This is a genomic window from Mesorhizobium sp. M7D.F.Ca.US.004.03.1.1, from assembly GCF_003998635.1.
GTDB classification, from domain to species: domain Bacteria; phylum Pseudomonadota; class Alphaproteobacteria; order Rhizobiales; family Rhizobiaceae; genus Mesorhizobium; species Mesorhizobium loti.
Genome location: NZ_RZQG01000322.1, coordinates 1 through 6,151, shown reverse-complemented (window position 1 = coordinate 6,151; position 6,151 = coordinate 1). Strand labels below are relative to the sequence as shown.

Here is a 6,151-nt window from a genome sequence, read left to right as displayed (position 1 = left end):
GCGTGCACAAGGGTGCGGAAAAGAGCTTTGACATTTCCGCCGATCTCGACGAGCTGGCGCGCACCCCGGTCATCGTCGTGTCGGCCGGCGCCAAAGCCATCCTCGACATCGAAAAGACGCTGGAAGTGCTGGAGACGCGCGGCGTGCCGGTGGTCGGCCATGGCTGCGAGACGATGCCGGCCTTCTGGTCGCGGCATTCGCCGTTCCGTGCGCCGCTGACCTTGCACAAACCGGAAGAGATCGCGCATTTCTACCAGACGAGGGCAGCGCTTGGCCTCGGCGGCGGCATGCTGATCGCCAATCCGGTGCCCGAGAACCACGAAATCCCCGCTGAAGAGATGGCCGGCTACATTGAAGCCGCGCAAAAGGCCGCCGAGGCGCTCAACGTGACCGGCAAGGCGGTGACGCCCTTCCTGCTGTCGAAAATCCTCGAACTGACCGGCGGCAGGAGCCTGAAGACCAACATCGCGCTGGTGGAGAACAATGCGCGGCTGGCGGCGAGGATTGCGAAGGCATTGTAGGTTCACGCGACAAAGACCCCCTCACCCGGATTGCCAAAACCGAATTGCAAAGGGCAATTCGGGGCAATCCGACCTCTCCCCGAGGGGAGAGGAGCTCCCAGAGCCGACATCGACCTCTTCTCCCCTCGGGGAGACGGTGGCCGCGAAGCGGCCGGATGAGGGGGCGGCCTCGTGCTTGCGGGAATCTACTTCCCCGCCCGCCGCCCCGCCTCATAGGCCCGGCGCGCCCAGACCGTCATCTCGTCGGGATCATCGAAAGCGCTGTCGGGAATGCTCCAGTAGGGCATGGAGACCAGCTTGCCGTGGCGGGAGCCCGTATAGGTCCACTGCCGGCAACCGGCGGCTTCGAAGTCCGGTGCGCTTTGCTCGTCGGCCTTCAGCATCAATTCGCCGCGCAGCACGATGGCGACGATGATGCCGTCGAAATAGATGCCCTTGCCGCCGAACAGTTTGCGGATGCTGACCGGGCCTAGGCCCTCGAACAGTTCGGCGATGCGTTCATTGTCCATGCCGCGATCATGTCACCAGCATTTGGGCTTGTCATCGCCGCAACCAAAATCATGCTGACAGGTTGAGAGCCATCCGTCGGAGTTTTTGTCATGCCGCTTCTGCTCAAAGGATCCTGCCGCTGCAACGCCGTGCGTTTCGAGGTGGAGAGCCACACGCCGGCGCCATTCATGCTGTGCTACTGTTCGATCTGCCGCAAACAGCAAGGCGGTGGCGGTTTTGCCATCAACCTCGGCGCCGACAGCGCGACGTTGAACATCAGGGGCAAAAGGAGCCTCGGCGTCTACCGGGCCGAGATCGAAGACGACGAACATCCGCAGTGCGAGATCTCGACGGGTGAGCGCAATTTCTGTCGCAAATGCGGCTCGGCGCTGTGGCTCTACGACCCGACCTGGCCGGAGCTGGTGCATCCCTTCGCTTCGGCGATCGACAACGACCTGCCCATTCCACCGAGCCGGGTGCATCTGATGCTGAAATACAAGGCGAACTGGGTCGAGCCCGACATCGGCAAGGGCGACAAAACGTTCGACGTCTATCCCGAGGAATCGATCGCCGATTGGCACAAGCGGACGGGCATGTGGGTGGAGTAGCGTTCTTCGCCCCGTACGGGGCGAAGGAAGATCAGGCCGAGGCGCGTGCCTCTGCCAGCGCCTTCAGATCGGCCGGCTTCAGTTCGACGGATTCGCCGCAACCGCAGGCCGAACTCTGGTTCGGATTGTGGAAGGTGAAGCCGGTGCGCAGCGTCGTCTGCTCGAAATCCATCTCAGTGCCGAACAGGAAAAGCGCCGCCTCAGGCGCCACATAGACATGGGCGCCGTCGCGCTCGATATGGTCGTCCTTGGTGTTGGGCTCGGTCACCAGGTCAACCGTGTATTCCATGCCGGCGCAGCCGCCCTTCTTGATGCCGAGGCGGATGCCATGCGCACTCTCGCGGGTCGCGACAATCTCGCGCACCCGGTCGGCGGCCTTTTCGGTCATCGTGATGACGGCAAAGCGTCCCATTCTTTTTCCTTCCATTCCATGCAGGTTCAAGGCCTGCCGAATGATTCCTCACCTAAAATGGTGAAGTTTTACCCTTGGCGCAAGTGTGCCAGGTTCGACGCTAGTACCAACCTACTGCAACCTGCGCCTCTTCCGACATCCGGTCGGCCGACCAGGGCGGGTCGAAAGTCATGTTGACCTCGACGCCGGACACGCCTTCGACGGCACCAACGGCATTCTCCACCCAGCCGGGCATTTCGCCGGCGACAGGGCAGCCGGGCGCGGTCAGCGTCATGTCGATCTTGACCGACCGATTGTCCTCGATGTCGATCTTGTAGATCAGCCCAAGCTCGTAGATGTCGGCCGGGATTTCCGGATCGTAGACAGTCTTCAGCGCCGAGACGATGTCGTCGGTCAGCCGCGCCAGTTCGTCGGCTGGAATGGCTGATCCCGAAACCAGTGCATTGGGCGCGGTTTCCGGAGTGGTCTCGGCTGCGCTGCTCACATCATCCATGGTCGTCACCCAAAAAACTCGTCATCCGAAGAATTTGCGCGCTTTTTCAAGCGCCTCGGCCAAAGCGTCAACTTCGGCCCTGGTATTATACATGCCGAACGATGCCCTGCATGTGGAGGTTACACCAAAACGTTTCAACAGCGGCTGGGCGCAATGGGTGCCCGCGCGCACCGCAACGCCCTGCCTGTCTATCACCATCGACACGTCGTGCGCATGAATGCCTTGCAGCTCGAACGAGATAATGGCTCCCTTGCCGGGCGCATCGCCGAAGATGCGCAGCGAGTTGATGGCGCGCAGCCGCTCATGCGCGTAGTTCTTCAGGTCTTCCTCGTGTGCGGCGATGCGCTCGCGGCCGACCGATTCCATATAGTCCAATGCCGCGCCAAGCCCGATCGCCTGCACGATCGGCGGCGTGCCGGCCTCGAAGCGGTGCGGCGGCTCGTTGTAGGTGACGATGTCTTCCGTCACTTCCTCGATCATCTCGCCGCCGCCCATGAAGGGGCGCATGCCCTGGAGAATGTCCTTCTTGCCGTAGAGCACGCCGATGCCCGACGGGCCGTAGACCTTGTGGCCGGTGAAGACGAAGAAGTCGCAGTCGAGATCCTGCACATCGATCGGCATATGCACGGCGCTCTGGCTGCCGTCGACCAGCACCGGAATTCCACGCGAATGCGCGATGCGCACGATCTCCTTGATCGGCGTCACCGTGCCCAGCGCATTCGACATCTGCGTGATGGCGACCAGCTTGGTGCGGTCGGTCAGGCGCTTTTCAAATTCCTCGATGTGGAAGACGCCGAGATCGTCGACCGGCACCCAGACCAGTTTGGCGCCCTGCCGCTCGCGGATGAAATGCCAGGGAACGATGTTGGAATGGTGCTCCATGATCGACAGCACGATCTCGTCGCCCTCACCGATGTTGGGCATGCCATAGCCATAAGCGACCGTGTTGATGGCCGAGGTCGTGTTCGAGGTGAAAATGATGTTGTCGGTGCTGGGCGCGTTGAGGAAGCGGCGCACCGTCTCGCGCGCCTTCTCATAAGCATCCGTCGCCGCATTGGAGAGGAAGTGCAGGCCGCGATGGACGTTGGCGTATTCCTGGGAATAGGCGTGCTGGATTGTGTCCAGCACCACCTGCGGCTTCTGTGCCGAGGCGCCATTGTCGAGATAGACCAGCTTCTTGCCGTAGACTTCCCGCGACAGGATCGGGAAATCGCGGCGGATCGCTTCGACGTCGTAGGGGATGTTTTCGACTTTCTGGTCCATTTCAAAGTCCTTGCCGGCCTAGGCCGAGATCCTTCCAACACCCCTCATCCGACCGAGCTTCGCTCGGCCACCTTCTCCCGCAAGGGGAGAAGGTCTAGCGCTTTACCTTCTCCCCTTGTGGGAGAAGGTGGATTGGCGCGTAGCGCCAAGACGGATGAGGGGTGGCTTTGCCGGGCCCCATCCAATTAGCCGTGTGCCACGAACCAGTCGTCGAGCCGCGCTTCCAGCGCCTCGACGATCATCTCGTCGTCCAGTTCCTCAATCACCTCGGCAACGAAGGCTTTCACAAGGAGCCCCCGCGCGGTCTTCTCGTCGACGCCGCGCGCCATCAGGTAGAACAGATGGTCGTGGTCGATCTCGGTGACCGTCGCGCCATGGCCGCAGACGACGTCGTCGGCGAAGATTTCCAGCTCCGGCTTGGTCGAGAACTCGCCGTCATCCGACAGCAACAGCGTGTTGCAGGCCATCTTGGCGTTGGTCTTCTGCGCATATTGATGGACGTTGATGCGGCCCTGGAAGACGCCCCGCGCCTTGCCCGTCACCACGTTGCGGATGACTTCCGTCGAGGTCGTGTGCGGTACGGCATGGTCGAGCACCATGGTCACGTCGGTATGGGTGTCGCCGGCCAGAAGGTTGATGCCGCGCAATTTGAAATCGGCGCCTTCGCCTGTCGTCCTGACCACGATCTCCTGGCGCACAAGCTTGCCGCCAGCATTCATGAAGAACACCGTCAGCTTCGAATTCTTGCCTAGATGCGCCTTGAACTGCCCCAGATGCGTGGCCGTTTCCGGCTGCTCCTGCACGATCAGCCATATCACTTCGGCACCCTCGCCCAGCACGAGCTGGCTGACCGAGCTGACCAGGGCAGCCCCGTCACCCGTCTGGCGCTCGACGATAACGGCCTTGGCGCCAGCGCCGACACGCACTGGCAGGCGCACATGGGTCTGGCCACCGGCTTGCAGGTTCTGCAGTTCGATCGGCTTTTCGAGTTCCGCGCCATCGGCGATATCGACGAAATAACCGTCGGCAACGAACGCCGTGTTCAGTGCACCGATGGCGTCGTCGCTGCCATAGGGATCGAGCCCCGGCGCGATGCTGCCGTCGGTCAGCTTTTCCGACAGGCGCTGGAAAGTGACGCCTTCAAGGACCGGCACCTTGGCGTCGGACGTGCCGTTCAGGATCGACACCACGGTGGAACCGGCGACAATCGGTGCAATGGCTTTGGCCATGGCGGCCGGATCGAAGTCCGGCACCGCATTCAACAACCGGCGCAGGTCGGTGTAATGCCAGGATTCGACACGCCGCGTCGGCAGGCCGTGCTTGATCGCCTCGATGGCGTCGTCGCGCTTCAGCATCACCGCGCCGTCGCCCGGCAGCAGCGACAGCCGGTCGCCGAACGCGTCGATCAACGCTGTTTCGGCCTGCGTGCGTTGGGGTGTCGAGTGCATATTCATCAGTCTTGCCTTGCCTTCTGGCATCTCACGCGGCTTCGCCGATCACGCCGGCGTAGCCATTGGCTTCTAGGTCAAGCGCCAGCGACTTGTCGCCCGACTTGATGACCTGGCCCTTGTAGAGCACGTGCACGGTATCGGGCACGATGTGTTCGAGCAGGCGCTGATAGTGGGTGATGACCAGGAATGCCCGATCTGGCGCGCGCAATGCGTTGACGCCGTCCGAAACGATCTTCAGCGCATCGATGTCGAGGCCAGAATCGGTCTCGTCGAGCACGCACAGCTTCGGCTCCAGCAGCTTCATCTGCAGGATCTCGGCGCGCTTCTTCTCGCCTCCGGAGAAGCCGACATTGAGCGGCCGCTTCAGCATCGCCATGTCCATGCTGAGCGAGGCGGCTGCTTCCTTCACCCGCTTCAGGAATTCCGGGATCTTCAAGGGTTCCTCGCCGCGCGCCTTGCGCTGCTCGTTCATCGCCACTTTCAGGAATTCCATGGTCGCCACACCCGGTATCTCCATCGGGTACTGGAAGGCGAGGAAGATGCCTGACGTGGCGCGCTCGGCTGGATCCATTTCGAGGATCGACTGGCCGTTGTAGAGGATGTCGCCCTCGGTCACTTCATAGTCCTCGCGGCCGGCGAGGATGTAGGACAGCGTCGACTTGCCCGAGCCGTTCGGCCCCATGATCGCGGCGACCTCGCCGGCTTTCACCGTCAGGTTCAAGCCGCGGATGATTTCGGTGCCGTCATCGACGATGCGGGCGTGCAGGTTTCTGATTTCAAGCATTGTTCTTTTCTCTGAAATAATCGCCGTAAGTGATGGAGTAGTCGGTGTGCCGGCGCTGCAGGGCCATGAACCACGATAGGGACATGCCAAAACCGGCCGAGAAGACGGCAATGCCGAGGAACACATTGAC

General features: G+C 61.9%; 8 protein-coding genes. 2 read left to right on the top strand and 6 right to left on the bottom strand.

The annotated features are described in order from the left end of the window. Positions 1 to 521 (top strand): pseudouridine-5'-phosphate glycosidase (locus tag EN935_RS18495; protein WP_206534535.1); only part of this gene is annotated, 521 nt, incomplete at its 5' end. A gap of 185 nt (positions 522 to 706) precedes the next feature. Here the strand turns inward: EN935_RS18495 and EN935_RS18490 are convergent. Further along, positions 707 to 1,030, bottom strand: coding sequence for a TfoX/Sxy family protein (locus EN935_RS18490; RefSeq protein ID WP_127264232.1), 324 nt, complete (start codon positions 1,028 to 1,030; stop codon positions 707 to 709). 90 nt (positions 1,031 to 1,120) lie between these two features. Here EN935_RS18490 and EN935_RS18485 point away from each other — a divergent pair, with 90 nt between their 5' ends. Then, positions 1,121 to 1,618, top strand: coding sequence for a GFA family protein (locus EN935_RS18485; protein ID WP_127264234.1), 498 nt, complete (start codon positions 1,121 to 1,123; stop codon positions 1,616 to 1,618). Between the two features lie 31 nt (positions 1,619 to 1,649). On the opposite strand, the gene sufA is transcribed toward EN935_RS18485, so the two are convergent. From sufA to sufC, 5 genes are all read right to left on the bottom strand, one after another. Next, a complete protein-coding gene (sufA, locus tag EN935_RS18480) occupies positions 1,650 to 2,030 on the bottom strand; it encodes a Fe-S cluster assembly scaffold SufA (RefSeq protein WP_127264236.1) in 381 nt (126 codons plus the stop codon). Positions 2,031 to 2,130: 100 nt separating this feature from the next. Further along, the gene (locus EN935_RS18475; protein WP_109669593.1) at positions 2,131 to 2,523 is read right to left on the bottom strand and encodes an SUF system Fe-S cluster assembly protein; all 393 of its coding nucleotides are present in this window, start codon (positions 2,521 to 2,523) and stop codon (positions 2,131 to 2,133) included. A 21-nt stretch (positions 2,524 to 2,544) separates the two neighbouring features. Further along, positions 2,545 to 3,786 (bottom strand): cysteine desulfurase, encoded by a 1,242-nt coding sequence (locus EN935_RS18470; RefSeq protein WP_127264238.1) that lies wholly within the window; start codon positions 3,784 to 3,786, stop codon positions 2,545 to 2,547. Positions 3,787 to 3,971: 185 nt separating this feature from the next. Then, positions 3,972 to 5,240, bottom strand: coding sequence for a Fe-S cluster assembly protein SufD (gene sufD / locus EN935_RS18465; RefSeq protein ID WP_127373501.1), 1,269 nt, complete (start codon positions 5,238 to 5,240; stop codon positions 3,972 to 3,974). A gap of 25 nt (positions 5,241 to 5,265) precedes the next feature. Next, positions 5,266 to 6,021: a Fe-S cluster assembly ATPase SufC gene (gene sufC, locus EN935_RS18460; protein ID WP_023810312.1), complete on the bottom strand. Its 756-nt coding sequence runs from the start codon at positions 6,019 to 6,021 to the stop codon at positions 5,266 to 5,268. Positions 6,022 to 6,151: the final 130 nt, after the last annotated feature.

Excerpts from the sequence above, each read along its gene's own strand:
- EN935_RS18490 (WP_127264232.1), bottom strand. The coding sequence starts at position 1,030 with ATGGACAATGAACGCATCGCCGAACTGTTCGAGGGCCTAGGCCCGGTC.
- EN935_RS18485 (WP_127264234.1), top strand. The coding sequence starts at position 1,121 with ATGCCGCTTCTGCTCAAAGGATCCTGCCGCTGCAACGCCGTGCGTTTC.
- sufA (WP_127264236.1), bottom strand. The coding sequence starts at position 2,030 with ATGGGACGCTTTGCCGTCATCACGATGACCGAAAAGGCCGCCGACCGG.
- EN935_RS18475 (WP_109669593.1), bottom strand. The coding sequence starts at position 2,523 with ATGGATGATGTGAGCAGCGCAGCCGAGACCACTCCGGAAACCGCGCCC.
- EN935_RS18470 (WP_127264238.1), bottom strand. The coding sequence starts at position 3,786 with ATGGACCAGAAAGTCGAAAACATCCCCTACGACGTCGAAGCGATCCGC.
- sufD (WP_127373501.1), bottom strand. The coding sequence starts at position 5,240 with ATGAATATGCACTCGACACCCCAACGCACGCAGGCCGAAACAGCGTTG.
- sufC (WP_023810312.1), bottom strand. The coding sequence starts at position 6,021 with ATGCTTGAAATCAGAAACCTGCACGCCCGCATCGTCGATGACGGCACC.